The organism is Loktanella agnita (genome assembly GCF_046640325.1).
GTDB lineage: Bacteria > Pseudomonadota > Alphaproteobacteria > Rhodobacterales > Rhodobacteraceae > Yoonia > Yoonia agnita.
Genome location: NZ_JBJMBF010000015.1, coordinates 42,760 through 66,095, shown reverse-complemented (window position 1 = coordinate 66,095; position 23,336 = coordinate 42,760). Strand labels below are relative to the sequence as shown.

Sequence of the window (23,336 nt, the reverse complement as noted above, 5' to 3'; positions counted from 1 at the left end):
AAGCGGAGCATGACACCTATGAAATTCCTCGCCGTTCACCTTGCAGCGCTTGTTGTGTTCCTGACCGGAACGGCCGTGAGCGCACAAAGCTTCGACACTCGCGCCACGGCGGCCTATGTGTTTGATCAGTCGACGAATACCGTTCTTCTGGCCGAAAACGAAAATACCCCGTTGCCCCCGGCCTCTATGTCCAAATTGATGACCGTCTACATGACGTTCGAGGCGATTGCCGATGGCCGTCTGGCCATAGATCAGGTCCTGCCCGTGTCGACCCATGCGGCCAGCTATGGCGGGTCGTCGATGTTCCTTGATACCACTGATCGCGTATCGGTCGAGGATTTGCTGCGTGGTGTCATCATCGTATCTGGCAATGATGCCAGCACCGTGCTGGCCGAGGCCTTGTCCCCCGATGGGACAGAGGCGGGTTTTGCCCGAATGATGACCCAACGTGCGCAGCAGATGGGCATGATGAATTCCACCTTTGCCAATGCGAATGGCTGGCCTGCCGCCGGGCACCGCATGTCGATGAAAGATCTAGGCATCCTTGCCGATCATCTGATTCGGGATTTCCCCACCTTTTACCCGCTCTTCTCGGAAGAAGAGTTTCCTTTTGACGGGCGTGTCCCGTCGAATTCCAGAAACCGCAACCCGCTGCTGTCGCTGGGCATCGGTGCGGATGGGCTCAAGACGGGTCACACGCAAGAAGCAGGTTACGGGCTGGTGGGCTCTGCCAAGCAGGGCGACCGCCGCGTCATATTTGTGATCACCGGGCTCGACTCTCAGGCGCAGCGCGCGGAAGAGGCAGAGCGGCTGGTCAACTGGGCCTTTCTGCAATTCGCGGAAAAAGAGGTCGCGCGCAGCGGCACCAGCATCGCCCGCGCGGACGTCTGGATGGGCGACGCCCCGACCATTGGGCTGACTGTGGCAGAGGATCTGAACCTTCTGGTGCCGGTCCTGAACCAAGGCAGCGTCGATGCCGAGGTGATTTATTCCGGCCCGATTGAAGCCCCGATCAGCGCAGGCCAGAAGCTGGGTGAACTGGTCATCAATTTCGAAGGTCTGCCTGAAAAACGGGTCGATCTGGTGGCCGATGCAGAGGTGAACCGGGGCGGCTTTGCCACACGGGTGCGCACCGCCGCTTTGGTGCTCTGGCAGAAATACGGGCCGCAAGCGGATGCCGAAGACGCCCCCGCCGAGGAGGCATGAGCAAACCGCGCTTTATCACCTTTGAAGGTATTGACGGTTCCGGCAAATCCACCCAATCCCGGCGCTTTGCCGAGCATCTGCAAACGCAGGGGGCCGATATCATCCTGACCCGTGAACCGGGCGGCAGCCCGGGGGCCGAGGAAATTCGCCAACTTGTGCTGACAGGCGATCCAGAGCGTTGGTCAGCTGAAACCGAAATCCTGCTGTTTACCGCCGCCCGTCGCGACCATTTGGAAAAGACGATCCAACCGGCACTGGCCGCAGGCAAGACCGTGATCTGCGACCGTTTTGCTGACAGCACCCGCGTCTATCAGGGGGCCACGCGTGGCGATCTACGGATGATGGTCGATCAGCTGCACAGCCTGATGATCGAACGCGAACCCGACCTGACATTCATCATCGACATGGACCCGGCCATAGCACTGGAACGTGGCCTTGCCCGCAAATCCGGCGAAGACCGGTTTGAAGACTTCGGCCTGTCTTTTCAGGAAACCCTGCGCCACGGATTTCTGGCGCTGGCCCATGCCGATCCGAAACGCTGCGTGCTAATCGACGGAAACCGGACGCCAGACCAGATCGCCTCTGAAATCGCGGCCTACGCATGAGCGATGACACGCTCCCAGAACCAGACCGGATCGAAGGCGCGCCGCACCCCCGCGAAACGCCGACCCTTTACGGGCAGGCGCGGGCAGAGGACGCTTTTCTGGATGCCTTCACCTCTGGCCGGTTACATTCGGGCTGGTTGATCACCGGGCCGCGCGGCGTGGGCAAGGCGACACTGGCGTGGAAAATCGCAACCTTCCTGCTGGCAAACCCAGAGGTCGGCTTGTTTGGCGATCCGTCCCTTGCCGTTGATCCCGATCACCCTGACGCCCGGCTGATCCTGTCGGGCGCGCACCCCGGTCTGTCACTGATCCGGCGGCCCTGGGATGACAAGACCAAGAAGCTGCGGGCGGAAATCACCGTGGATGCGGTGCGTAACCTCAAAACATTCTTTCACATGTCCGCCACCGACGGCGGACGCCGCGTTGTGATTGTCGATGCGGCGGATGAATTGAACCGCAATGCCGCCAATGCGATTCTCAAGGAACTTGAAGAACCACCCGCGAACTCAACGATCCTGCTGATCGCGCATCAGCCCTCGCGCCTGCTGCCGACGATCCGGTCGCGCTGCCGCGAGCTGCGGTGCAGCCCGCTGGCCGCAGATGACCTGCAACGCGCGCTGGCGCAGGCAGGCCACCCGACCGATCACGGCGAAAGCCTGAGCACGCTGGCGGGCGGGTCAGCGGGTGATGCAATCCGATTGCTGAACCATGACGGCCTGCCGCTTTATGCGGAAATCGTGCGGATCTTCGACGGTCTGCCCCATATTGACCGGCCTGCCGCGCTCAAACTGGCCGATAGCTGCGCCGGACGCGGGGCTGATGTGCGGTTTGGCATGACGCTGGACCTGATCGACCTGTTCCTGTCGCGCGCCGCCCATGCCGGCCTGATGGGAGAGCCGCAAAGCCAGGGCGCACCCGGTGAAGCACGGCTGCTCGCGCGGCTGTCACCTGACGATCACGCCGCTCGCCGCTGGGCGCAGTTACAGCAGGATCTATCCGAGCGGTCCCGCCACGGGCGGGCGGTGAACCTTGACCCTGCGGCGCTGATCCTTGATATGGTTTTCAAGATCGAAGAGACGGCGCAATCGGTCGCCGCAGCGTGAAGGCAGGCTAAGGTGACACAAGCAAAAATCGTCGATAGCCACTGCCATCTGGATTTTCCCGATTTTGACGCAGAACGCCCCGATGTGATCCAGCGCGCGTTGGATGCAGGCGTGGAACGGATGGTGACGATCTGCACCAAACTGCGTCTTGAACCGCAAGTCCGCGCCATTGCCGAACGCTTTGATCCGGTCTTCTACGCCGCTGGTACCCACCCGATGAGCGCGGCAGATGAACCACTGGCCACGCTTGATGAACTGGTCGCGCTGGCCGATCATCCGAAATTCGTGGGCATCGGCGAAACCGGGCTGGATTATCACTATACTGCCGACAGCGCGCAGGTGCAAAAAGACAGCCTGCGGGTCCATATCGCGGCGGCGCGGGACACCAAACTGCCCCTGATCATCCATGCCCGCGCGGCGGATGACGACATGGCCCGGATCTTGGCCGAGGAATATGCCAATGGTGCCTATTCCTGCGTCATGCATTGCTTTTCCAGCAGTGCGGAGCTGGCCAAGGCCGCGCTTGATCTGGGGTTCTATCTGTCGATGTCAGGCATCGCGGCTTTCCCCAAAAGCCAGGAACTTCGCGACATCTTTTCCAATGCCCCGGTGGATCGCATATTGGTCGAAACCGACAGCCCCTATCTGGCCCCCCCGCCCTATCGCGGCAAACGGAACGAGCCTGCATACACCGCCCATACCGCCAAGGTCGGGGCAGAGGTGTTCGGGCTGAGCTACGAAGACTTTGCCGCGCAGACCACCGCCAATTTTGACCGGCTGTTCTGGAAAGCCGCCGCATGACCGACACGCTCCGCTTCACCATTCTGGGCTGCGGCTCTTCCGGTGGGGTGCCGCGGCTGGGCGGGCTGTGGGGCGACTGTGATCCGACCAACCCCAAGAACACCCGCCGCCGCTGTTCCCTGCTGGTGGAACGTCTCAGCGGCGATCAGATCACCCGCGTGCTAATTGACACAACGCCGGACCTGCGCAGCCAGCTTCTTGATGCGGGTATCGGCACGCTGGATGCGGTGATCTACACCCATTCCCACGCCGATCATGTGCATGGGATCGACGATCTGCGGATGATCGTTTTCAACACCCGCGCACAATTACAGGTCTGGGCAGATGGGGACACAGGCGATGCGCTGCTGTCGCGCTTTGGCTATATCTTTGTGCAGCCCAAAGGCTCTGCCTATCCGCCGATCTGCGAACTGAACACGATTGACGGGGATGTCACCATTGAAGGTGCCGGCGGGCCAATCTGCCTGACGCCGTTTCAGGTAGAACACGGGTCTATTGACGCGCTTGGGTTCCGGATCGGTGATGTGGCTTACCTGCCTGATGTGTCAGACATTCCCGATCCGATCTGGCCTGCGCTTGCCGGGCTGGACTGCTGGATCGTCGACGCCCTGCGCCGCGCGCCGCATCCGACCCATGCGCATCTGGACAAGACGTTGGGCTGGATCGACCGCGTCAAGCCCGGCCAAGCGGTGCTAACCAATATGCATAACGATTTGGATTACGACACGGTCAAAGCCGAGACGGCAGACCATATTCATCCGGCCTATGACGGCATGACACTGGCCTTTCCGGTCGGTTAAGCCACCCAGCCCGGCCGGGGCAAAGCGATAACATGCGGCGCTGCCGCAGCGATTGAAAGTACCGACCTTGGCCGCCCTGATTAATATTATCCTGCCCGTCTTCCTTGTTATCGGTTTTGGCTATCTGGCGGTCTGGAAGGGATATTTCAGCGATGATGCCGTGAACGGGCTGATGAAATTCGCCCAAGGCTTTGCGATCCCCTGCCTGCTATTCCGCGCCATCTCTACCCTTGATCTCAAGCAGGATTTCGACCTTTCGCTTCTGGTGACCTTCTATGCCGGAGCACTCGCCGGGTTCGTGACCGGGCTGCTGGGTGCGCGCTACCTGTTTGGCCGTGACTGGGAAGACAGCGTCGCCATCGGGTTCTGCTGTCTTTTCTCCAACTCGCTTTTGCTAGGGCTGCCCATCACTGAACGGGCGTATGGTGCGACGGCGCTTGAAGCGAATTATGCGATCATCGCGATCCATGCACCATTTTGTTTTGCGATCGGGATCACCGCGATGGAAATCGCACGCAACCGTGGCGGCAGTCTGACGCAGTTGGCGGGCAAGGTGCTGAACGGCATGTTCCGCAACGCGCTGATCGTCGGGATCACGCTGGGGTTCATCGTTAATCTGGGCGGCATCCCGATGCCCGGCGTGCTGACAGATGCGCTGGACCTGATCATTCGCGCAGCCTTGCCTGCCGCGCTCTTTGGGCTTGGTGGCGTGCTGTACCGTTACCGGCCCGAGGGCGACATGCGTGCGATCCTCTTCGTTGTCGCGATCTCACTGGGGATGCATCCGATGATCGTCTGGGGGCTGTCGCATTGGTTCGGCCTGACAGTCAACGAAATCCGTTCCGCCATCCTGACCTCGGCGATGGCGCCGGGGATCAATGCTTATCTCTTTGCGAATATGTACGGCAAGGCGCGCCGGGTTGCCGCCTCTGCCGTGCTGATCGGGACCGGCCTCTCCATTCTGTCGATCTGGTGCTGGCTGTACGTGCTACCGTAACAAGCGCATCAGGTCGGCGACATGCCCCGCATCCGCTCGGACCGGCGGCGCAGCAGCTCAATCGTCGCCAGCAGCAGGATTGAGACACCGACAAGCACCGTTGCCACCGCCAGAATGGTCGGGCTGATCTGTTCCCGCAGGCCCGTGAACATCTGCCACGGCAACGTCTTTTGCGCAGCAGCGCCTACGAACAGCACCACGACCACCTCATCAAACGACGTGATAAAGGCAAAGAGCCCGCCAGAGATCACACCGGGCAGGATCAGCGGCATTTGTACCCGAAAGAACGTGACCGTCGGTGTCGCGCCCATATTCGCCGCAGCCCGTGTCAGCGATTTGTCAAAGCCCACCAGCGTCGCCGTCACCGTGATGATGACAAAAGGGATACCCAAGGCCGCATGGGCGAGGATCACCTTGATATAGCCGGTCAGTGATTTCGACATGCCGAACGTGTCTTCCATCCACAGACCCATCTGGCTGTAGAAAAAGAACATGCCCGTGGCCGAAATAATCAGCGGCACGATCATTGGCGAAATCAGGATCGCCATGATCCCCCGCCGGAATGGCACGTGGCTTTGGCTGAGCCCGATGGCGGCCAACGTCCCAAGCGAGACCGAAATGACCGTCGCAAAGGGCGCAATGATCAGCGAGTTTTTGAGCGGGCGCGTCCAGTCAGGATTGCCAAAGAAGTCGCGATAATGGCGCAGCGAATAGCCTTCGGGGTCCAGCGCCAGCATTTCAGGGGTATAGGTAAAGAAGTTCTCGGCGTTGAAAGACAGCGGGATGATGATCAGGATTGGTACGATCAGGAAAAAGAAAATCGCGCCGCAGATCAGTTTGAAACTGTTATGCCACAGCACTTGCCCTGTCGTCGCATAGGGGGGAACACCCTTGCGATAGGTCCCATCGGCCAGCCAATAAGCGCACCAGCCGATCAGCGCGCCCATCAATAGCCCCGCCAGCAAACCAGCCACGCCGCCCAGCAGCAGCCCAAGGATGCCGCAAACGCCGATGGCCACCAAGCGCCCGGTCCGATGCGGCAACATCCGCACCAGCACAAAGGCCAGGATCGCGGCCAGTACGGCCCCGGCAACCAGCCCTGCCAAGACGCCAAGCCCCGCCGCCTTGCCCACCAACACACCGATTACACCGCCAAGCAAGGCCGTGAACGGAATGGTAAAGCTAATCAGATTGTCGTCTTCCAAGGCTTTTGCCTGCGGTGTCAGTGTCGCGCTCATTGGCTCAGCCCCCCAGTTTCACATTATCGATGCCGACGATCCGGTCGTAGAGCCAGTATAGCCCCAGCACCACCGCCAGAAGGATCGCGCCCAGCGCAGCCGCCAGCCCCCAGTTAAGCGAGGACGAGATGTGATAGGCAATCCGGTTGGAAATAAAGACACCTTTGGTCCCGCCGACGATTTCCGGCGTGATGTAGTAACCGATCGACATGATAAAGACGAGGATCGACCCCGCGCCGATGCCCGGCACCGATTGCGGGAAATAGACCCGCCAGAAGGCGGTCCAATTCGTCGCCCCCAGCGATTTCGCCGCGCGCAGATAGCTGGGCGGGACAGTCTTGAGCACGGAATAAAGCGGCAGGATCATGAACGGCAGCAGGATATGCGTCATCGCGATGATCGTGCCGGTGGCGTTGTTGATCAGCACCAGACGGTTCGCATCGCCCACAATCCCGATCCAGACCAGCAATTCATTGATCACCCCCTGTTGCTGCAACAGCACCTTCCACGCGGACGTCCGTACCAAAAGCGAGGTCCAGAACGGCAGCAGCACAAGGATCATCAGCAGGTTGGCCTTGCTGGCGGGCAGGTTGGCAAGCAACCACGCCACCGGATAGCCCAGCAGGATACAGCTGACAGTGATCGCCAGCGACATGACCATGGTGCGCCAAAAGAGCGTCAGATAGATCTGTTCATCCTCGGACTGCCAAGCCACGCCATCGGGGGTTTTCTCAAGGTCGATCGCATTCAGGAAATAGCCGCTGGTAAAGGGCGGGCTATAGGTTTGGATGGTCTGCCAGACATCCACGGAAAGCCAATCTTCGTCGATCTCTTCGAAAGCGGCGGTATAGCTCTGCGCTGGCAGATCACCGATGCTGGCGAATGCCGCTTGTAATTCCTCTGCGCCGGGGCCGGTGTAGTCACCGATCCGCGTCGCCGCACCTGATGCGCGCAGATCATCGGCGAGTGCGGCATAAATCGATTCCCACGGGTCCTCTTCCGCGACGATGTCCTCGTCGAAGTTGACCGTATACAACGCCCAATCAGTATATTGCTGCGTGGTCAGCGGCAGCGCTTGCGCAATGTCCGCACGCGGGGCAAAGCCGATATCGCTGTTCACGGATTCACCGGTCAGCCGGGCCATCAGCCCGCGCTGTTGCTGCAACACGCTTTCGGCAACGGTGTCATCCGCGCCTGCGTTCATCATCGCATACCAGAAAGCACCTTCGCCCCAGATGTCATTCTGGTCTTCCAGAACGTCCTGATACGCATCGCCCAGATCATCTAGGCCACGGCCCGATTTACGAAAGAGCGATGAAATCCCGGCCTGTTCGTAGTTCAGACGCGATCCAAGGCGGGTGTGTTCCTTGGCTTCTGCAGCAAGAAACAAATCATAATAAAGCGCGCGGAAAACGGTCTCATTCGGTGGCTCTCCGGTTTCGGCGGTCCAACTATCTAGCTGCGCCACCGTCCGGGGGATCGTGTCGCCGACAATCTGGTTTTCGACAGACCGGAACAGCATTTGTCCGATGGGAATAATAAAGGTTAGCAAGATGAAAAACAAAAGTGGCGCAATCAACAAGAGCGCCCGGATCTTCTGCCGGCGCAACGCCCGGTTCAGGCTCGCCTTTAGCGGGCGGCCATCTGCGGCCAGCATCGGTTCACTCATGGATCAACCCCTTCGACCAGTACAATCTGGCTGGTCGCATTCTTGCGCCGGATTTCGGCGACTTCTTGGTATTCTGGCGAATGATAAAGCGCCTTGGCGCTTTCAAAATCCGGAAATTCAAAGATAACGTGACGCTCGAACGCCGTGCCTTCGGGCGTGTCGCTTGTGCCACCGCGCACGATGGGCGTGCCGCCATAGGCCGCGATCATGGGCGTGTCGCGGGTGATATATTCCTGATAGGCCTCGGCATCGTTCACTGTGATGTGGCCGATAATATATCCCTTGGGCATCGCTGACCCCCCGTCCGCTGATATCGTGGTTGGTAGGATGGATGAGACCACCCATCCTACACTTTGTCGCTTACTGGGCCAGCCAGCTTTGGAACTTGGCGTCCAGATCGTCGCGGTAATCAGCCCACCATTCGTAGTTATACAGGAAGGTGTTTGTCGCGTTGGCCGGATCGGTTGGCATATGTGGTGCCATTTCGATACCCAGCTCTGCGTGCTGACCAACCAGCGGTGCGGAAGATGCGCGTGCAGGACCGTAAGAGATGTATTTAGCCTGATCTGCCAGACGCTGCGTGTCTGTCGCAAAGCGGATGAAGTCCAGCGCGCGCGCTTTACGCTCATCGCTCAGGCCTTCGGGAATGATCCAACCGTCAAGGTCAAACACCTGCGCGTCCCACAGCATGGCGACGGGCTGGTCCTGCTCTTCGATCAGGCTGAACAGACGACCGTTATAGGTCGAACCCAGCACGACTTCACCATCGGCAAGCAGCTGTGGCGTATCGGCACCGGCAGACCACCAGACAACGCTGTCTTTGATCGTGTCGAGCTTGGCAAATGCCCGGTCCTGGCCTTCTTCGGTTTCCAGAACGTCATAGACGTCTTCCTTGGCCACACCGTCACAAAGCAGCGCCCATTCCAGGTTGTTGATCGGACGGCGTTCCAGCGAACGCTGGCCGGGGAATGTTTCAAGGTCGAACACCGCGCAGACGTCTTCTGGTGTCGCGCCATTCCATTCAGCAACATCGGTGCGATAACCGAATGTGGTCGAATAAACGATCTGCGGGATAAAGCAGTCAGAGACCAGCAGGTCGCCGAAATCGTCAGACGCGCTTGATCCGTCGTCGCCGTCAGCCAGCATTTCGTCAGCGTCGATTTCCATCGCCAGACCTTCGTCGCACAGGCGGATGGCGTCAGATGCAACCACATCGACCACGTCCCAGGTGACGTTGCCGGCTTCGTTCATGGCGCGCAGTTTGGCCACAGCCTCGTTCGAGGATTCGTCCCAAACGGCGGTCACACCGTCGTTCATTTCCAGATATGGCTGCAGATAGGCGTTGTCCTGGCTGGCTTGGTAAGCACCACCCCAGCTGACAAGTGTCATATCGCTGGCCATATGACCGTCGGCAGACACCGCGGCACCTGCCACTGTCAGCGCCGTTGAGGCCATAAGTGTTTTGGTCAGTTTCATCATCGTAACTCCCGTTATCATACCCGTTTTAAGTTTGGTTTTCGGGCCACCAACCGGGTGATGGTGGCCGCCTGAACCGCTACGCGTCAAGCGCGCGGCAATCCTCTGCCAGCCAACCGATTTCGATCTGCTGGCCCGGCTTCAAACGCACCTGATCTGGCGCGTTGCGTGTCTTGATGATGAAATCATCAATACCGGCCACGCGCAGCCGAGTGCGGAAGATATCGCCCATATAGATGAACTCCAGCACTTCGGCTTTGAGCGTATGGGCATCGTCATGCAGGCGTGACTTGTCGAATTCGACCCGTTCAGGCCGGATCGACACTTTGGTGCGTTCGCCCACTTTGGACACGTTCACTGGGATCGCATCAATCACGTCGCCGCTGTCGAGCTTGACAATACAGGTATTGCCTTTGATTTCCTGCACCACGCCTTCCAGCGTGTTATTTTCGCCAATGAACTGGGCCACAAAGCTGTTTTGCGGCGCCTCGTAAAGCTCATCCGGCGGGGCAAGTTGTTGAATCCGGCCATCATCAAAGACAGCTACCCTGTCCGACATGGTCAGCGCTTCGGTCTGGTCGTGGGTCACATAGACCACGGTGATCCCCAGCTCATGTGCCAGATTGGTGATTTCGAATTGCAGAGTCTCGCGCAGCTGTTTGTCCAACGCGCCCAGTGGTTCATCCATCAGCACCAGTTCCGGTTCAAACACCAGCGCACGCGCCAATGCGATCCGCTGCTGCTGACCACCCGAAAGCTGTGCGGGCCGACGGCCTGCGAAATCCTGCATCTGGACCATGCCCAGCGCGCGCATCACCTTCTTTTCCCGATCAGATTTGCCCATCTTGCGGACTTCCAGCGGGAAGGACAGGTTTTCAGCCACGGTCATATGCGGGAACAGCGCGTAGTTCTGGAACACCATCCCGATGCCACGCTTGTGCGGCGGAATATTGTTGATCGAGACACCATCAAGCCGGATATCGCCGTGGGTGGCTGTCTCAAACCCTGCGAGCATCATCAGGCAGGTGGTCTTGCCCGATCCTGACGGCCCAAGCATGGTCAAAAATTCGCCTTTGGGCATAGAGAGGTTAAGGTCTTTGACCACCAGGGTCTCGCCGTCATAGCTCTTCTGAACACGTTCAAACGCGACAAACGCATTGTCGTTATCAATTTGCGACAACAATATCTCCCTGGCCGTAAGCCGATTTTTCTATTTGCCCCAATAGAGCGTTGCTGAGGCTGATTTGCAAACACTATCCAGAAATCAACCGTATCGGCGGGTCAGAGACTGTGCATTTGCGCAGGGATTAAGCAGTTTTTTAAGGGGTTGTGCGCCAGCGAAGCGAATGTGCCCTGACACTGTGGCAAAGGTTGCATCCCGGCGACCACCATCGCGATATGGGGGTATTTTGTGCCCTGTGACTCTTTGTGATTCTTAATGCTTTTTGGGGGCGGCGCGCGGATTTCCTGATTTGGAAACACCCCCGCGCCGCTCACTGCTCTTTGGACCCCGCACGGAGCAGTCGGGCATTGCGACGTTGTCGTATTTTAGCGAAAGCTGGCCCTCGCAGATCGCATCTGTTCAATGACATGTAGCTGCGCCAGATGGATCGACTCTGTCGTTACCGTTGGGGCCATCACCCGCGGCGCACGAAAGGGCCGAAACTCTGACCGGGCGCTAAACGCCACGGCGTCATCGTCAAGATCCGGTTCCGCCAGTTCCGGCACACCGCGCACTGCGTCTTCGTAAGTGGGAATATCAAGCGGTGCTTCGGGTGCGGGGCTGCAATCGGGCGTGTCCGTCGTATCACCCTCTGCCGCAATTGCGGCCTCAAACACAGGATCATCCTCTAGCGCGGCCTCTGCGGCGTCGGCTTCGGCCCCACGTCTGACCCGCGCAGCGACGGCTGCGTATCCGGCCACGGCAGAAGCGACGAGCTGTTGCATGAATTGCGGCTGCGCGTCCCGTCCGATCAGCGCGTAGGTGCTGGGGATCAAATCGAACAGCTCATCCGTTTCCTCAGCCGGTCGATCGGTCACAAGAATAGTGCTGACCGCAGGCGCGCGTTGTTCCGCCAAAAGTGCCAGCGCATGGGTCAGCTGACCTGCGATCCGTTCGTCCACGATCAGCAGATCAAAATGGTTGGACCGGGCCATCGCAGTCGCGGTATGCAGGGTTTCGACACAGAGGACATGAAACCCCTGATCCATAAGAATTTGAGCATCATGTGCGGCAGTATCCGCATCATCGCGCAGAACAAGGGCTTTCATCGGATTCTCCTGATGTTTGGCACCAACTGCGTCGACCATACGAATCCAACCCTTAAAAATTTCTGAAAAGCTTAAACATGCGCAGCAGGCTTGGCCCCTGCCCCGGATTTCCCTATAGAGCATTGAAAGAAAACAAAGGGCACGCGCCATGCGGACAGCGACGATCACCCGTCAAACAGCCGAGACGGATATCTCTGTGACCATTAACCTTGATGGCACCGGGCAATACGACAACCAGACCGGGGTCGGTTTTTTCGACCACATGCTGGACCAGCTGTCGCGCCATGCGCTGATCGACATGACCGTGCGTGCCACGGGCGATCTGCATATCGACGATCACCACACGGTAGAGGATGTGGGCATCGCCCTTGGTCAGGCGCTGTCGCAGGCCTTGGGCGATAAAAAGGGCATCCGCCGCTATGGGTCCTGCCATTTGGCAATGGACGACGCGCAGGTGCGTTGCGCGCTGGATCTGTCCGCCCGCCCCTATCTGATCTGCAATCTGGATCTGCCCTTTGGCAAGATCGGCACGTTTGATACCGAACTGGTGCGCGAATTCTTTCAGGCGCTCAGCACCCATGGCGGCATCACCTTGCATATCGACAAGCTGCACGGTTTCAACGCGCATCACATCGCCGAGGCAGCGTTCAAATCCGTCGCACGGGCGCTGCGCGAAGCGGTCGAAACCGACCCGCGCAAGGCGGATGCGATCCCATCCACCAAGGGCGCGCTTTAAGCGCGTTGCGATGTTAACATAAGATTTAGGCATCACCAATCGCGTTTGCGCCATTGGTGATGCCAGTAGAGAGCAAAATGCGCTATGCGCGCACCCTTGCCGGGCGGCGTTCAAGCAGCACCCATTCGGCGATAATCAGGTTTGGCACCCAGCTAATCCAGCCCAGAAGCGGATAGAAGCTGTTAAAATCCAGCCCCGCAGCCAGTGCCCCGATCAGGTAAATTCGTAACGTGACGGCCCCAAATGTCAGCGCGGCAGAGCGGATCATCCACCGCCTGTGATCTGCAAATGCGCGGGCACGGGCCGCGAACAACCCCTGCAGTGTGCACCAGATCCATACCACGGCGAGCAACCCAAATCCCCAGGCCGCCACCAGCCCGGCCTGCGTACCGACTGCCAGCCACAACCCACAAAGCCCCCCAATGATGCAGCTTGCAACATAGATGCGCCCAATCAGCCGGTGCAGGCCGGGGCGTGCTGCCCGCAGCCGCGTGCTGAACTGGAACGGCATCACCGCCAGCGCGATCACAGCAAAGGCGATATGGCCGTAAAGGGCAAGGAAACGCGCCTCGTAATGATAGTGCAGGTGGCCAGCTGTCCGTGCCAATTCCGGGATCAGCAGCCGCGCCGACATCGCCGCAATCAACAGGCAGAGCAACGCGAATAGGGCAAAACGCAAGCGTGCGAAAGTGAGAGACATCATCTTATTCCTTCGTCAGATATGAATCGCAAAATATGAACTTTACACTGTCAGGATGGTTAACTTGACAACGTCAAAATGCAAGGTTTATTTTGCGCCATGTCTGATCTTCCCCCCGCAACGAAACCGCATCACCATGGTAATCTGCGCGCAGCGCTGGTGCAGGCGGGGCTGTCGATCCTTGCCTCTGAAGGGTTGCAGGCATTGACCCTGCGCCGATGCGCCCAGCGCGCGGGCGTGTCCCATGCCGCTCCGGCCCATCACTTTGACGGGCTGGTCGGGCTGAAAGGGGCGATTGCCCAACAGGGGCTTGTCCAGCTACGCAATACAATGCTGGCAGCGTCCGGCGATGCGGGGGGTGATCTGGCGCGGTTACGCGCGATCTGTCGGGGCTATCTGGATTTCGCCACCGCCCACCCGGCCCTGTTTCGGCTGATGTTCGGGTTCGAAGCGCACGAGCGCCAGCACATGTTGTCCGATGGGAACGCCGCCGCCTATGACGTCCTGCGCACCGCGTGTCGCCCTTTCGTCACGCCGGACCGCCCTGCCTCTGTGCTGGAAACGCAGGTCTGGTCACTGATCCACGGGTACAGCACGCTGTATCTTGCGGGCAATCTGATCGCTGAAATACAGGCGGTGCCTGATGGCGGCCCGTTTGCTGATGTGATGGCCGCGCTGGATCGGATCGTGGGCGGCTGACGCTTGGCAAGCAGGGCAAAAGCCCCTAGTCACGCAGGATGTGAGAACGACAAAGGACGGGACATGCTGACGGCTCTGGTCGATTACGACAGTGGCAACCTGCATTCGGCGCAGAAAGCCTTTGAAAAGATGGCGTCAGAGACGGACGCGGGTCAGGTCGTCGTAACGGCTGACCCCGACACTGTGGCCCGTGCCGACCGGATCGTGCTGCCGGGCGACGGTGCCTTTCCCCATTGCCGGGGAGAGCTGTTCAGCCGCAGCTCGCTGGCTGAGGCGATCATCGAAGCGGTCACGGTCAAGGCCCGCCCGTTCTTTGGCATCTGTGTGGGAATGCAGATGCTGGCGACGACCGGCCATGAATATGAAAAGACCGCGGGCTTTGGCTGGATCGCGGGGGATATACGTCGGATTGCGCCTGCGGACCCGGCGCTGAAGGTACCGCATATGGGCTGGAATGATCTGGTGATCGACCATCCGCATCCGGTGTTGGAAGGCATCAGCACGGGCGCACATGCTTATTTCGTGCACTCCTACGCGATGGATGTCGCCAACACTGTTGAGCGGTTGGCCCATGTGGATTACGGCGGCGATGTCACCGCAATTGTCGGCCGAGACAATGTCATCGGCGCGCAGTTTCACCCTGAGAAAAGCCAGGCCGCTGGATTGCGGATGATCGCGAATTTTTTACGTTGGGCACCCTGACCGCTGCAAGGTATTGTTATTGAATAACAAATCCCGATTTCCGATTGTCGGAAAGGGATCGGACTTGCGTCGGACTTCTATCGGACCCTGATGCGCGGACGTGCAAGGCTTTGTTAAGGCTTATTCTGCGCATAGAAACGTTAACAAAATGCGGCCTCTTCGGTCGCATCATCAGGAGCAGTGCCCCATGATCACCCGCCGCCATCTTATGCTGTGCAGCGCCGCAGCGCTTGCCGGGTGCGGTCGCAGAGAAAGCCGCCAACCGGCCGCCCGCGCGATCCCGTTACACCCGAATGAGACGCCGCAGCTGCGCCGTCTGATCAACAAATATGCGGATGTGCATGATATTCCGGTCACACTGCTGCACCGTGTCATCATCCGCGAAAGCACACATAACCCTGCCGCGCGCAATGGTCCTTATTACGGGCTGATGCAGATCCTGCCCCAGACAGCCCGCACGATGGGCTATCGCGGCGCGCCAGAGGGGCTGTTGGATGCGGAAACCAATCTGATTTACGCCGGACGCTATCTGCGCGGGGCATGGCTGCTGTCTGATGGTGACGAGGCGACGGCGGTCAGCTGGTATGCGCGCGGTTATTATTACGAAGCAAAGCGGCGCGGGATGTTAGTGGAAACGGGGCTGCGGCCCGGCTGAGCAATGGACCACCTGCCAACGCATGACGGATTACCGACAATAAAAACACCATGCTGGACGGCGGCGCGGCCAACTGCTGCGATGCCAGAACATGCCAAACAAAGGCGTTTCCAGCGTGGCAAAGAAAGCGACACGTATTTCGTTGTTTGTGGCGGCGGTAGAAGATTAGCCTGTTGTTGTCGGGCTTGATGTTCTCAGGAACGCCTACTCAGTTGCGCTGTTTTTGAAAGAAGACGGATTGGCAGTGAGCTAAACCTGTCCGGCCGGTGAAGAAGCAGTGGCACACCAACGAGCTAAGTTGGGCGTCAAGATTGCGCATAGCCTGGAACGCGACAGAGACCTGCGCCGACGCGCCGATAAATAATATTGTGGTTGCGGGGATAAACCAGCCATCGGAGATCTTTTATCCAATGGCAGATTGGAGCTAAGTCTCGCGTTGCAAGTAGCCAATGATTAAACTGACTAAAGTGGCATGAATTTCAGCACGCGATTGCGCGCCTGCGTCGTCACATAGGGGGTCCAGCTCGCCCTCGTTTTCCAATATCCGTGCTCCAGCAGGTTTGCATTGTGCCAAAAAACTGAAGTGGCTGGTATCAGGAACCCGCGTGTAATGCGCCCGCGGGATCAGACTTGCGGCATCAGCAGCGTCTACACCTGCCGGTATCGTACCCTCGTCACCCAGATTGATCACCTGCATGGGTATGGCAATCTTTGCCAGACTTTCAGCGGTCAGCGTGCTGACAATGCCGGGATCAACAATGACCGCATCGGTGATCCGGGGATCACGCAAATCCTGGCCTGCCGGCGACAAATCAAAGCTGTGCAGATCAACGTCAAAATGCGCCAGGAAAGAACAATCCGACATCCCGTGATCCGTATCATCGCAAAACCGTTGCAAACGCTCAGGATCAACCCGCGCGCCTGTCAGTGCCAAGGCCGTGTAGCCGCCCGCCGAAAACCCAAGAACTGATATATGGTCAGGGTCGATATAGGGATAGGCTTTGGCGTTGTCTGTCAGCTCGTCCAACACTGCGGTCACATCGGCCGGTCGTTCCCATACTCGCACTGCTGCCTCAGCCGAGGCGTTTCCAGTTGTGGTGCCGGGATGGTTGGGCAGAACAACAACAAAGCCCTGTTGGGCCAGTTGCGCCGCGATCCACCCAAATTGCCCGGCGTTGCCACCCGCCCCATGCGAGATGATGACAACCGGAAAGCGGCCTGCCTGATGTGGCGCGCCGCGACCAGCGGGCGTGCCGTAGAACACACCATTGCCGCCCACGGTTACGGCCCTGCCGCCGGGGCTGGCCGGATACCAAATGGTGAAATCAACGTCGCTGCCGCGAATAGGCGCATAGGCCGTGCCATAGGTGATACCGGCATTGCCGTCATAGGGCGGGCGGGTCAGTTCATATGCCGCCCAGACAGAGAGACCCAAAACGCCACCGAAAGCAGCGATTTTTGTGAATGATTTGAATTTTGACATCGGTTTTTCCGTTTGCTGGATAGTAGATGTCAGTGGATATGCCCCAGCCTTGGAAGCCAGGCGTCCTAAAACACGTTTAAGGTCGTCCCATATCGCGATCGAGGTTATCGTCGGCGTGGTTCACCCTGAAAGAATGCTCTAAATATGCTGTTTGTCCCGCTTCCCTTGTTTGCAACGCTGTTTCTGGGTCTGCTGTTCATTCGCTTTGTCCTGACCCGCGACATGCGGTTACGCGCGCACCAATTATTCGCATTGCTGGTGGCGCTTTATGCAGTGCAATCATTGCTGTCGTCCTTGCGGTGGGGTTACGAAATTGAGGGGGCAGCGCTTTTTGCAATACTGATGGCGCCCATTTTGCCTGCGGTCGCCTATCTTGCCTACAAAACACTCTCGGGTCCGCAATTGCTTTGGCCTTTGCCTGTTGTCTTGGTCAATTGGCTGGTCTTTGCTGTTGCACCTGATGCGTCTGATGCAATGATCCTGATGACCTATATCGGCTTTGGCATTTTACTGTTGAGGCAGGCGCGTCGTGGCGTGGACCATCTGTCGCTGTCACCGATCAATGATACCCGCGAAATACTGATCGCAATGTATTTGACCGGAACAGCCCTGATCGCTTCGGGCCTGACGGATGTATATTTGATTTACGATTTCGTACGAAATGAAGGGCAGAATGCGGGGCTGGTATTAACGTTTGTTCAAACGGTGTTTGCGCTCGCAATTGGGGTGTCAGGGGTGTTCGGCAAGGCCGCACCACAAACGACCGAAATGACCAGACCGTCAACCCCTGCCAGCCCGGGCACGCAGGTTGACGATGATATCATTGCAAAGCTTGAGGATCTTTTCACAAACCAGAAACTGCATCGCAACGAAGATCTTAGCCTGCGCAGTCTGTCCCGTCGTCTTGGGCTGCCGGATCGTCAGGTCTCCAACGCGATCAATCGGCAGCGCCAGATGAGCGTTTCACAATTTGTGAACACGTTTCGCATTCAGGATGCGTGCCAGATGCTAAAGAGTACTGATCGTTCTGTTCTTGACGTTTCCTTGGCCGCTGGCTTTGCGACAAAATCCAATTTCAACCGTGAATTCCTGCGCATCACCGGTCAAAGCCCATCGCAATGGCGCAGCAATTTCCGTCGGCCAGAATGAGCGATCCCGTTGGCGCGCCAACAAAAACCGACGTTTGATAAAAGTGCAGTATTCGTCACTTGGGGTTCGCAGCATTGCTGGTTGCGCCTCACAGGCTTCCACACAAGTAAGACCGGGCACATAAAAAAGTGCCCGGTCTTTGTGTCGCTTAGCGCAGCGTCATACCGCCGTCGCACATATATTCAGAGCCAGTCACATAGGCGGCGTCATCCGAGAGCAGGAAGGTTGTGACGGCGGCGACCTCTTCGGGTTTACCCATCCGTCCGAGCGGCACGTTGTCTGAGATCTGTTTTTTCATCTGCGCGGCTTTGTCGCCGCCTTCGCCCAGATCCTCAAAGAAGTTGGTTTCGATCGGGCCGGGGGCCACGGCGTTCACGCGGATGTTGCGCGGGGCAAGGTCACGTGCCCAGCTGCGCGCCATGGCCAGACAGGCGGCCTTGGTTGCGGCATAGATCGCACCTTTTGGCCCGCCCAGATAGGGCGCGACGGATGAGGTGACCAGCACCGCGCCGCCATCTTTCATCAGCGGTTTCAGGGCGGCCATCTGCAAGGCGACGCCCCGCACGTTGACGTCCATCATGGCGTCAAAGCCTGTCGCGTCCACGTCCTCGGTGGCCATATTCTTGCCAAAGCCCGCGTTCAGATAGGCCGCGTCGAGTTGGCCGACGCGCTCTTTCACCTCTTGCGCCAATTGCTGTGCGGCCGCTGGATCAGAGGCGTCGTTTTTGAGCACATGGCTGTTGGTGGGCAGCTGGTTGGCTGCGTCCTGCAAATGTTCTTCTGTGGTGCCTGTGACGATGATTTCGCCGCCCTCTGCCGCGATCCGTTTTGCGGTCGCAAGGCCGATCCCGCTGGTGCCGCCGGTGATCAGGACAGTTCTGCCGATAAATCTGGTCATGATGTTTCCTCTTTTTTCATTCTCATCCCTAACAGTCGCTCTATTGTTTCGTTCCGAATTGCGCAGCGTCATGCGACACAATGTACGGTTAGCGCTAACGGGATTTTACGAGAGGGCTGGACATCTGCCCTGCGCGCGCCAACAATGCTGCAAGTGCGAAAGGGAGCGATATGGCCGAGTTCAACAAGATTCTGATTGCCAACCGTGGCGAAATTGCGATCCGTATCATGCGGGCCGCCAATGAGATGGGTAAGAAAACCGTCGCTGTCTTTGCCGAAGAAGACAAGCTGGGCCTGCATCGTTTCAAGGCTGATGAAGCCTATCGCATCGGTGAGGGCATGGGCCCGGTTGCGGCCTATCTTTCGATTGATGAAATCATTCGCGTCGCCAAGATGTCTGGCGCGGATGCGATCCACCCCGGTTACGGTCTGCTGTCCGAAAACCCTGATTTTGTGGATGCCTGTGCTGCAAACGGGATCACCTTTATCGGCCCAAAGGCCGCCACGATGCGCAAGCTGGGTGACAAGGCCAGCGCCCGCAAGGTCGCGATAGAGGCTGGCGTGCCGGTCATCCCTGCGACCGAGGTGTTGGGCGATGATATGGATGCGATCCGCGCACAGGCGGCAGAGGTTGGCTATCCCCTGATGCTCAAGGCGTCATGGGGCGGCGGCGGTCGCGGCATGCGTCCGATCATGAATGAAGCTGAGCTGGAAGAAAAAGTGCTGGAGGGCCGCCGCGAGGCCGAAGCCGCCTTTGGCAATGGCGAAGGCTATCTGGAAAAGATGATCATGCGCGCCCGCCACGTCGAGGTGCAGATCCTTGGCGACAGCCATGGTGCGATCTATCACCTGTGGGAACGTGATTGTTCCGTCCAGCGCCGCAACCAGAAAGTTGTGGAACGCGCCCCTGCCCCCTATCTGTCCGGCACCCAGCGCGAGCAGCTGTGTAATCTGGGCAAGAAAATCTGCGCCCATGTGAATTACGAATGCGCCGGTACCGTCGAATTCCTGATGGATATGGACAGCGGTGAGTTCTACTTTATCGAGGTAAACCCCCGCGTGCAGGTGGAACATACGGTCACCGAAGAGGTCACCGGCATTGATATTGTCCGCGCCCAGATCCTGATTGCCGAGGGCAAATCACTGGTTGAGGCCACGGGCTGCGCCAGCCAGTATGATGTGAAACTCGATGGCCACGCGCTGCAATGTCGTGTGACCACAGAAGACCCGACCAATAACTTCATCCCCGATTATGGCCGCATCCAGATGTATCGCAGCGCCACGGGCCCCGGTATCCGCCTGGATGGTGGCACCGCCTATTCTGGTGCGGTGATCACCCGTTACTATGACAGCCTGCTGACCAAAGTGACTGCTCGCGCCCCCACCCCGGAAATGGCGATTGCCCGGATGGACCGTGCCTTGCGCGAATTCCGTATTCGCGGGGTCAGCACCAATATCGCCTTTGTCGAAAACCTGCTCAAGCATCCGACCTTCCTGAACAATGAATACCACACGAAGTTCATTGATGAGACGCCCGCGCTGTTTGATTTTCAGGCACGCCGTGACCGGGCTACGAAAATCCTGACCTATATCGCTGATATCACCGTGAACGGGCACCCTGAAACCGCTGGGCGCAATCGCCCTGCCGCAGATGTGAAGCCGCCCAAGCCGCCGGTGCGTCCGTCCACCGATGTCACCCCCGGCACCCGCAATATTCTGGATCAGTTTGGCCCCGAAGCGGTGGCCGATTGGATGCGCGAGCAGAAACAGCTGCTGGTCACTGACACCACGATGCGCGACGGCCACCAATCGCTGCTGGCGACGCGGATGCGCTCTATTGATATGATCAACGCGGCCCCCGCCTATGCCCAGAAGATGAGCCCACTTTTCAGCGTCGAATGCTGGGGTGGTGCGACTTTTGACGTGGCCTATCGGTTCTTGCAGGAATGCCCGTGGCAGCGGCTGCGCGATATCCGCGCGGTGATGCCCAATATCATGACACAAATGCTGCTGCGTGCCTCGAACGGGGTGGGCTATACCAATTACCCGGATAACGTGGTGCAAAGCTTTGTCGCGCAGGCGGCCGCGTCAGGTGTTGACGTGTTCCGCGTGTTTGACAGCCTGAACTGGGTTGAAAACATGCGCGTCGCGATGGATGCGGTGATTAACGCCAACAAGGTCTGCGAAGGCACGATCTGTTACACCGGCGATATGCTGGACCCGGACCGGGCCAAGTACGACCTGAAATACTATGTCGGCATGGCCAAGGAACTGGAAGCCGCAGGCGCCCATGTGCTGGGCCTGAAGGACATGGCCGGCCTGCTGAAAGCCCCCGCCGCCAGCAAGCTGGTCAAGGCGCTGAAGGAAGAGGTCGGGCTGCCGATCCATTTCCACACGCATGATACCTCTGGTGCTGCGATTTCCACCGTGCTGGCGGCTTCTGCCGCTGGGGTAGATTGTGTGGATGCGGCGATGGATGCGCTGTCTGGCAACACCTCGCAGCCGACGCTGGGGTCGATTGTCGAGGCGCTGCGCGGCACGGACCGCGATACCGGCCTTGATATCGGCGCGATCCGCGAGATCAGCAATTATTTCGAACAGGTCCGCGCCCATTATGCACCGTTTGAATCCGGCCTGCAGGCCCCTGCGTCCGAGGTGTACCTGCACGAAATGCCCGGCGGGCAGTTTACCAACCTCAAGGCGCAGGCCCGCTCGCTGGGCTTGGAAGAACGCTGGCACGAGGTCGCGCAGACCTATGCCGATGTGAACCGCATGTTCGGCGATATCGTGAAAGTCACCCCATCGTCGAAGGTGGTGGGTGATATGGCGCTGATGATGGTCAGCCAGGGCTTGACCCGCGCGCAGGTCGAAGATCCGGCGGTTGATGTGGTCTTCCCCGATAGCGTGGTCGACATGATGCGCGGCAGCCTGGGTCAGCCCCCCGGCGGTTGGCCTGCTGCCATTCAGAAGAAAATCCTGAAAGGCGAAAAGCCAAACACCGAACGCCCCGGCAAATCCCTGCCCCCCGTCGATCTGGAAGCCACCCGCAAGGAACTATCTGAAAAGCTGGGCGGTCGCGCTGTCGATGACGAAGACCTGAACGGCTATCTGATGTATCCCAAGGTCTTTACCGATTACATGGCCCGCCATGAAACCTATGGCCCGGTGCGCACCCTGCCCACGCAGACGTTCTTTTACGGCATGGAACCGGGGGATGAGATCGCGGCAGAGATCGACCCCGGCAAGACCCTTGAAATCCGCCTGCAAGCCGTGTCCGAGATCAATGAGGATGGCGAGGTCAAAGTGTTCTTTGAACTCAACGGTCAGCCGCGCACGATCCGGGTCCTGAACCGGCTTGCGGCGTCGGATAAGGTATCGCGCGCCAAGGCTGAGCCGGGCAATGCCAACCACATCGGCGCCCCCATGCCCGGCGTCGTTGCGACCGTTGCGGCTGTTGCAGGCAAGGCGGTGAAAACCGGTGATCTGCTACTGACCATCGAAGCGATGAAGATGGAAACCGGCATTCACGCGGAACGTGACGCGGTCGTGAAAGCCGTGCATGTGCAGGCCGGGGGACAGATTGATGCCAAGGACCTCTTGGTGGAACTGGAATAGAGCTGCCGCACTGGCGGTCGGGCTGATCGCGGCAGGTATGGCGCAGGCTGACAGCGCCCTGCCGCGCTGTATGGCGATCCGGCCTGTCGACACACTGCCCGCCGCGCAGGACAGTTGGCCTCTGGTGGCCCGCAACGCTTTTGCGGCTGATGGTACGGCGGGATATCTGAGCCTGACGCTTTTGATCCCGGTGGTGCGGGGCGATCAGCCGCCCTGCCTTGCCGCATACATCGTTGAAAGCCTTACGCAGGACGCGGATGGCGGGATCAGTGGCAAGATTGTCCCGACCAGCATGGATAACCCGGTCTTTTTCTACGATCCCGTTGCGGTTGATCCTAAGATGATCGTGGATTGGAGCTATGCTGATGCAAGCGACGCGCCTATCTACGGTCGTTTTGCATGGCGGCAGAGCATCGGGGATGATGTGCAGGCGCTGCAAGAGAGCGGCTTCGCCCCGGTCCCTGTGCCGCCTGCTTGGCAATAGACGCGGCCACACGCGGCTTGCATTGCCATGTGTTCCAATCAATCCTGCGC

General features: G+C 58.9%; 22 protein-coding genes. 13 read left to right on the top strand and 9 right to left on the bottom strand.

Translation table 11 applies throughout. The annotated features are described in order from the left end of the window. Window positions 1–18 precede the first annotated feature (18 nt). From ACJ5NV_RS16090 to ACJ5NV_RS16065, 6 genes are all read left to right on the top strand, one after another. On the top strand, window positions 19–1,206 hold the full coding sequence (locus tag ACJ5NV_RS16090; RefSeq protein WP_411645377.1) for a D-alanyl-D-alanine carboxypeptidase family protein: 1,188 nt from the start codon (window positions 19–21) through the stop codon (window positions 1,204–1,206). After that, on the top strand, window positions 1,203–1,811 hold the full coding sequence (tmk, locus tag ACJ5NV_RS16085) for a dTMP kinase (RefSeq protein ID WP_411645331.1): 609 nt from the start codon (window positions 1,203–1,205) through the stop codon (window positions 1,809–1,811). The genes ACJ5NV_RS16090 and tmk overlap by 4 nt, the downstream gene beginning before the upstream one ends. Further along, complete coding sequence (locus ACJ5NV_RS16080; RefSeq protein WP_411645329.1) at window positions 1,808–2,914, top strand: DNA polymerase III subunit delta'; 1,107 nt, start codon at window positions 1,808–1,810, stop codon at window positions 2,912–2,914. Before tmk ends, ACJ5NV_RS16080 begins: the two co-directional genes overlap by 4 nt. Window positions 2,915–2,926: 12 nt before the next feature. Next, the gene (locus ACJ5NV_RS16075) at window positions 2,927–3,715 is read left to right on the top strand and encodes a TatD family hydrolase (protein ID WP_411645328.1); all 789 of its coding nucleotides are present in this window, start codon (window positions 2,927–2,929) and stop codon (window positions 3,713–3,715) included. Continuing rightward, the gene (locus ACJ5NV_RS16070; protein WP_411645326.1) at window positions 3,712–4,515 is read left to right on the top strand and encodes an MBL fold metallo-hydrolase; all 804 of its coding nucleotides are present in this window, start codon (window positions 3,712–3,714) and stop codon (window positions 4,513–4,515) included. Before ACJ5NV_RS16075 ends, ACJ5NV_RS16070 begins: the two co-directional genes overlap by 4 nt. A 67-nt stretch (window positions 4,516–4,582) precedes the next feature. Continuing rightward, window positions 4,583–5,512 carry an AEC family transporter gene (locus tag ACJ5NV_RS16065; protein WP_411645324.1) on the top strand — a complete coding sequence of 310 codons (930 nt, stop codon included), beginning with the start codon at window positions 4,583–4,585 and terminating at the stop codon, window positions 5,510–5,512. Window positions 5,513–5,520: 8 nt separating this feature from the next. Here the strand turns inward: ACJ5NV_RS16065 and ACJ5NV_RS16060 are convergent, their stop codons facing one another. From ACJ5NV_RS16060 to ACJ5NV_RS16035, 6 genes are all read right to left on the bottom strand, one after another. Further along, window positions 5,521–6,750, bottom strand: a complete 1,230-nt coding sequence (locus tag ACJ5NV_RS16060; protein ID WP_411645323.1) for an ABC transporter permease — start codon at window positions 6,748–6,750, stop codon at window positions 5,521–5,523. A 4-nt stretch (window positions 6,751–6,754) separates the two neighbouring features. Next, the gene (locus ACJ5NV_RS16055) at window positions 6,755–8,419 is read right to left on the bottom strand and encodes an ABC transporter permease (protein WP_411645321.1); all 1,665 of its coding nucleotides are present in this window, start codon (window positions 8,417–8,419) and stop codon (window positions 6,755–6,757) included. Next, the gene (locus ACJ5NV_RS16050; RefSeq protein ID WP_411645319.1) at window positions 8,416–8,709 is read right to left on the bottom strand and encodes a DUF1330 domain-containing protein; all 294 of its coding nucleotides are present in this window, start codon (window positions 8,707–8,709) and stop codon (window positions 8,416–8,418) included. Before ACJ5NV_RS16050 ends, ACJ5NV_RS16055 begins: the two co-directional genes overlap by 4 nt. A 70-nt stretch (window positions 8,710–8,779) precedes the next feature. Beyond that, the gene (locus tag ACJ5NV_RS16045; RefSeq protein WP_411645375.1) at window positions 8,780–9,895 is read right to left on the bottom strand and encodes an extracellular solute-binding protein; all 1,116 of its coding nucleotides are present in this window, start codon (window positions 9,893–9,895) and stop codon (window positions 8,780–8,782) included. Window positions 9,896–9,974: 79 nt separating this feature from the next. Next, entirely contained in the window at window positions 9,975–11,075 is a 1,101-nt protein-coding gene (locus ACJ5NV_RS16040; RefSeq protein ID WP_411645317.1) for an ABC transporter ATP-binding protein, read from the bottom strand. 368 nt (window positions 11,076–11,443) lie between these two features. Next, on the bottom strand, window positions 11,444–12,166 hold the full coding sequence (locus ACJ5NV_RS16035; protein ID WP_411645316.1) for a hypothetical protein: 723 nt from the start codon (window positions 12,164–12,166) through the stop codon (window positions 11,444–11,446). Window positions 12,167–12,314: 148 nt separating this feature from the next. Between ACJ5NV_RS16035 and hisB the strand changes: the two genes are divergently transcribed. Continuing rightward, the gene (hisB, locus tag ACJ5NV_RS16030; protein WP_411645314.1) at window positions 12,315–12,902 is read left to right on the top strand and encodes an imidazoleglycerol-phosphate dehydratase HisB; all 588 of its coding nucleotides are present in this window, start codon (window positions 12,315–12,317) and stop codon (window positions 12,900–12,902) included. 82 nt (window positions 12,903–12,984) lie between these two features. Here the strand turns inward: hisB and ACJ5NV_RS16025 are convergent, their stop codons facing one another. Beyond that, window positions 12,985–13,605 carry a DUF2306 domain-containing protein gene (locus tag ACJ5NV_RS16025; RefSeq protein WP_411645312.1) on the bottom strand — a complete coding sequence of 207 codons (621 nt, stop codon included), beginning with the start codon at window positions 13,603–13,605 and terminating at the stop codon, window positions 12,985–12,987. A gap of 96 nt (window positions 13,606–13,701) precedes the next feature. Here ACJ5NV_RS16025 and ACJ5NV_RS16020 point away from each other — a divergent pair, with 96 nt between their 5' ends. The 3 genes from ACJ5NV_RS16020 (at window position 13,702) to ACJ5NV_RS16010 (ending at window position 15,658) form a co-directional block, all read left to right on the top strand. Further along, window positions 13,702–14,301, top strand: coding sequence for a TetR/AcrR family transcriptional regulator (locus ACJ5NV_RS16020; RefSeq protein ID WP_411645310.1), 600 nt, complete (start codon window positions 13,702–13,704; stop codon window positions 14,299–14,301). 63 nt (window positions 14,302–14,364) lie between these two features. Further along, window positions 14,365–15,003, top strand: coding sequence for an imidazole glycerol phosphate synthase subunit HisH (gene hisH / locus ACJ5NV_RS16015; protein WP_411645308.1), 639 nt, complete (start codon window positions 14,365–14,367; stop codon window positions 15,001–15,003). A gap of 187 nt (window positions 15,004–15,190) precedes the next feature. Further along, window positions 15,191–15,658, top strand: coding sequence for a transglycosylase SLT domain-containing protein (locus ACJ5NV_RS16010; protein ID WP_411645306.1), 468 nt, complete (start codon window positions 15,191–15,193; stop codon window positions 15,656–15,658). 424 nt (window positions 15,659–16,082) lie between these two features. Here the strand turns inward: ACJ5NV_RS16010 and ACJ5NV_RS16005 are convergent, their stop codons facing one another. Further along, complete coding sequence (locus ACJ5NV_RS16005; protein ID WP_411645304.1) at window positions 16,083–17,141, bottom strand: alpha/beta hydrolase family protein; 1,059 nt, start codon at window positions 17,139–17,141, stop codon at window positions 16,083–16,085. A 144-nt stretch (window positions 17,142–17,285) separates the two neighbouring features. On the opposite strand from ACJ5NV_RS16005, the gene ACJ5NV_RS16000 reads away from it, so the two are divergent. Continuing rightward, a complete protein-coding gene (locus ACJ5NV_RS16000) occupies window positions 17,286–18,290 on the top strand; it encodes a helix-turn-helix domain-containing protein (protein WP_411645303.1) in 1,005 nt (334 codons plus the stop codon). A gap of 148 nt (window positions 18,291–18,438) precedes the next feature. Here the strand turns inward: ACJ5NV_RS16000 and ACJ5NV_RS15995 are convergent, their stop codons facing one another. Then, complete coding sequence (locus ACJ5NV_RS15995; protein WP_411645301.1) at window positions 18,439–19,188, bottom strand: SDR family oxidoreductase; 750 nt, start codon at window positions 19,186–19,188, stop codon at window positions 18,439–18,441. A 170-nt stretch (window positions 19,189–19,358) separates the two neighbouring features. Here ACJ5NV_RS15995 and ACJ5NV_RS15990 point away from each other — a divergent pair, with 170 nt between their 5' ends. Then, on the top strand, window positions 19,359–22,802 hold the full coding sequence (locus ACJ5NV_RS15990) for a pyruvate carboxylase (RefSeq protein WP_411645299.1): 3,444 nt from the start codon (window positions 19,359–19,361) through the stop codon (window positions 22,800–22,802). Further along, a complete protein-coding gene (locus ACJ5NV_RS15985; RefSeq protein ID WP_411645298.1) occupies window positions 22,771–23,286 on the top strand; it encodes a hypothetical protein in 516 nt (171 codons plus the stop codon). The genes ACJ5NV_RS15990 and ACJ5NV_RS15985 overlap by 32 nt, the downstream gene beginning before the upstream one ends. The last annotated feature ends 50 nt before the right edge of the window (window positions 23,287–23,336 follow it).